The organism is Specibacter sp. NPDC057265 (assembly GCF_042668835.1).
Taxonomy (GTDB): domain Bacteria; phylum Actinomycetota; class Actinomycetes; order Actinomycetales; family Micrococcaceae; genus Specibacter.
The window spans coordinates 1-4,231 of the sequence record NZ_JBHUYE010000043.1 but is presented as its reverse complement, the minus strand read 5'-3'; the positions used below and the strand labels follow the sequence as shown (position 1 = coordinate 4,231).

4 protein-coding genes are annotated in these 4,231 nt (G+C 50.9%); all 4 read right to left on the bottom strand.

Annotated features, from left to right (window positions below):
• Window positions 1-239: 239 nt before the first annotated feature.
• The 4 genes from ACFUCV_RS14890 to ACFUCV_RS14875 all read right to left on the bottom strand — a co-directional run bounded on the left by ACFUCV_RS14890 (window position 240) and on the right by ACFUCV_RS14875 (window position 4,030).
• Window positions 240-806, bottom strand: a complete 567-nt coding sequence (locus ACFUCV_RS14890) for a PIN domain-containing protein (RefSeq protein ID WP_380817107.1) — start codon at window positions 804-806, stop codon at window positions 240-242.
• A gap of 46 nt (window positions 807-852) precedes the next feature.
• Window positions 853-1,296 carry a helix-turn-helix domain-containing protein gene (locus ACFUCV_RS14885; RefSeq protein ID WP_380817105.1) on the bottom strand — a complete coding sequence of 148 codons (444 nt, stop codon included), beginning with the start codon at window positions 1,294-1,296 and terminating at the stop codon, window positions 853-855.
• A gap of 233 nt (window positions 1,297-1,529) precedes the next feature.
• Entirely contained in the window at window positions 1,530-1,985 is a 456-nt protein-coding gene (locus ACFUCV_RS14880; RefSeq protein WP_380817103.1) for a hypothetical protein, read from the bottom strand.
• Entirely contained in the window at window positions 1,982-4,030 is a 2,049-nt protein-coding gene (locus ACFUCV_RS14875) for a GNAT family N-acetyltransferase (RefSeq protein WP_380817101.1), read from the bottom strand. The genes ACFUCV_RS14880 and ACFUCV_RS14875 overlap by 4 nt, the downstream gene beginning before the upstream one ends.
• Window positions 4,031-4,231 lie beyond the last annotated feature (201 nt).

Genomic DNA, 4,231 nt, shown 5'->3' with positions numbered 1-4,231 from the left:
GAGGAATTCGAGCGTATCTACTATGATGAAAATTCCGGCTCGTTACCCGACGCTGCCGCCCACAAAACGGCGGCATGATTTCCGGGACGGTTCAGCGTGAACTGGTCACGGAATGAGGGTTTATTGTTCATAACCGAGGAAAAGGAATGTCGGCCGCCTAATTCACCGACGATAGATGCGTAGTCTTCACTTCATTCAGAGAGCCCCTCGGCAATATTTTTGCGGTCCTCATACCTTGTTTACTTTCCGGTCAAGGCCATCTGTTTGATGTGCCCGAGCACGGCACTGGCAAACTTGGGGCACCTAGCAGCTCGCAAGGCATCTGGAAGCTGCATACCACCCCGTGCCGCCCAATAGCGCGCTTGGTGCTCAACAACTCGTTTAACGGCATCGGGGGCAGAAGTATAGACTTCTACGAAAAAATCGTCGCAGTTATAGGCCTCGTAGTTACTTCCATCTGAATCAAATCCTGCGTCCTCAGTGAGGAGAATGTCTGCCCGGCTGGCCTCGGCAGCGTGATGAACATGCCAGTCACCCTCATCAGCAATACTGACGACGGGACCGCCTGGAAAGTCCTCAAGTATCTCGTCAAAATGCTCTTGACACTTGTTCATAAGATTAGCAATCAGGCTTCCAGGAGCTTTCGAGTGCTTGTCGCGCAGCTTGGCACCAGTCTCGTTGATGACATCCCAAGTAGTGTGCAGTTGAAACACCCCAACGCCTGTCTCAAGGCGCAACATAAATAGCCAATCACGAAGCGTGCGGCTAAAAAGAACATTTGCATCGACAAAAACACGGAGGGCCATAGTACAAGTTTGTACTATGGCCCTCCATTTTCACTCATTCACACGACTATGCGAAGGAATCCAACTTATCTTCGAGAGCCAGTAAATCATCCATTGCGACATGACGATCGGCTTCTCGTTGAGCTCTGAAGGCCACAACGGCTTCACGCTTGAAGCGTGTATGAGAACCAACCTTAAATGATGCGAGTTTCCCAGCCTTAGCCAATTTCAAAAGTGTCGGCCGGGAAATCCCCAGAACGTCAGCTGCAGTATTACTAGTAAGTTCGTCAGGCATAGTGCCGACACTGACGCTTCCATTGGCAGCAAGGGCCCGGAAGGCCTTCTCAATGATTTTGGAAAGCTCCAGCGGAAGGGCACGCGAAGTACCGTCACTCATTACGGCAGCAAAACCCACCAGTCCCGCAGGGGCCGAGTCAACTTCATGCCGAACAGTGTTCAGATCGTCCTCAGTAACGAGAACATCAGCTCGGTTGAGTATGGTCGTAGTCATCACTTGCTCCTCAAGCTCTAGACACGCTAGGAAATTTCTTTCCTCCACTTCACTGTACTTCACTTTCACTTATAAGTGAAAGTGGACACTTCCAATGTAACAAGAGCTTCCGATCAGCATATCGAACGTCCAACTCTAAAATCGCCATACTGTCATTGTCGGCAAGCGATACCTCAGCGGGACCCAATCTAGATTGGGATTTCGCTCTTCTCGCGGCAGACCAAGTCACTCGCTCAAAGGCGTTCGAGTAACTTGGCATGGGAATCCCTGTCGAGATACCGCCAGCTCTGAGGCGGTTCGAGCCCGTGATCCTGACGCATCTCGTTCAGGGAAATCGGATTCTCCAGAGCCAGAACGTGTTCTAGCTCAATGGCGTACGCAACGTCAGAACCTTTGAAGTACTCCGTGAAGTCAGCGCGACTTATTCCCAACTGACCGGAAAGTCGAATCCAAATTGCTGCAGGGGTCCCCTCAACTACGCTTGCAACTACACCTCGAGCAGTAATCGCCTTATCTTCACCGGAGGAATAAAAGATGACTGACCTTCCGACTGGTGTAGGAAATATTTTTTTGCGCAGTTCAAAAGTTTTAGAGCCGTCCATAATTTTTCGAACAAACTGGGTTCGAATCGAAATAAGAACCGGGTGGCGTCGATTGAGCCGTTCAATACTGTTTTCTTGATGGATCAAGAATTCATTCCCTTGTCATAGATGACCTGGAATGCTGCGTCGGTTATAACTCGAGCGGTTGGGACAGTACCCAGAATATTGCCGTACTCCTGGGCTACGCGATCCGCCCAAGTAAGAGATACCTCTGAACGAAATATCTCAGTATCTCCAAATCTTATGGCTACTGCCCGGCCTTTTTTATCCGCACAGTCTGCAATATCTTGCTGCGACCAGACCCCATACTTCCTAAAACGTGCGTGTAGATCCTGCGGTACTCCGTTATGGGAGGATATTAGCTGAGATGCTGCAACGATAGATCCACCACGCTTGCCGCTGACATACCAAAGTATCCGTCCGGGAGCCGCCGGTTTGTAGGGTGCTGATTTGTAGTAGATGTGCCGGCGGCTTATACCTAAGTCTCGGTCGCGAGTAAGAAGAGGGGAGTCGTAACCTAGCAGTTCGCTGGCAAATGTCTGTCGAATGGGAATGACGTAGTTACTCAATGGAGCTTCTTTGATCTTAAGGGGCCATAGTTCACGTTCAAGTGTGGCAAATTGCATAGGAGATTGTGGCTCATTTTGGAGCCAGTCACGCAAATCCCACGAACCAACGCGGCCCGAAAGAAATTCATTGAGTCGCAACTGCGCATCAACAACCTCGATCCGCCATCGTCCATTTTTCAGTCGCGCACCCTCTTGCCTAAGAATAGGAACAATGTTCTCTCCCCCACCGGGAGCCGGATCAGTGATCAGGATTCTGGCTGCACCATTCTCGAGTGCTTCTAGGCGAAGCTGGAAGAGGAGTTGCTTCAGAAGAGTAGGTGCGATTGGAGCTCGCCGAACACGGAGGAGCGAAACTTGAAGTTCATTGCCAACGCTAGCTGTCGCAACAAGACCATCCACAAGGTTACTTTCAGCAGCATGAATAATTCTCATGTTAGCCGCCATACTCCCGCGGAGGTGGTCTCGAAATTTTGCTTTTGATTCGCCGCGGTAGGTACTAATCAGATGGTCCATTTCCCTGTCTATACCAGCAGAGGAACTAGTGACCGTAACACCGGTGTTCTGGAGGCGGCCGCTAGCGTCTTTGCGCTGGCCTTTCAATTCATCAATCATCACGACCAGCTGCGACGGATGCAGAATCTCCACACCATAACTGTTTGCGATTTTTCTCAGCACCCTCCCCGCAGTGTCGTCATTAGTAATGAGGACAGCGGCCCCACTCACAATTGTTTCTGCAAGAACACCAGCGTCCGCTTCTAGACTGGAATCGTTGCGAAGTTCTTTCACCGGCACACTCTTCAGCAGTTCATTCTTAAGTGCCCGACAGGTTCCTCCCTCACTAGGCAGTTCATCAAACTGAGCCAATCGAGAGAGAACACGTCGTCGGGCGGCCATTGGAGAAAGTTCCGACAACTCGTTCTTCACAGATCGAGTGATACACAAAGCGACCTCATCGTAGATTGAAGGCGAGTGTAAAAACTTAGCCGTTTTGTCGTTGCGCTCCAGAAGAACATCCAAGACGACGTTAGTATCCAATACGGCTTGGACCCTGGTCTCATCTTCCAGCATGGAGGCAAATAAGTCCGCAGGCCCGAACGGCTTCCGCCAAGCGGTCATCTCGGCCCTATCTGCGCCACGCCCACTGGGCAGACTTTCCGCTTGGAACCCAAGCTTTGGCCATACCTTATGAGCAGGGAAGTCGCGCCGGCACTTGAGACGGATTCCTTGCCTGTCGCTGTAAGTGGCTTGGATTGCATCAATGAGCGCACGCGCGATTCCCTGGGCGTAAAAGGCTGGATCGACACACAGGTGCACTAATCGAATGTCTGAGTAGGGAAGGGCAAAAAGAGCATATCCGGTGAGTTTGTCTCCCAGAAAGGCGCCGAACACGAAGCCATTAGTAATAGCCTCGCGGATTGCCTTATGTGGATAAAGCCCGAGATATTTTTTGAACCTGTCTCCGAGAACGACAACAGCGTCGAAGTCTCCCTGACTACACGGTCGGACATGCGTTGAATCCCGCATAGAAACCTCATCCACTCGCCATTTTACCTGAAAGATCACTCTAACGGTTATGAATAAACAATCTCATTCCTGTACTGCTGCATACGACATAAGGCAGCGCGGGATTGGATCCTCCGTGAAGGTTCGACTCAATTGCCGATCTGACTGAATATTGTTCTTCTTGGGGGCCATCGTTAGTGCGGGTGGGGGCCGCCAGGAGAAAACGGGATTATTGCTGTTGGGGGCCATCCGTAGCGTTCT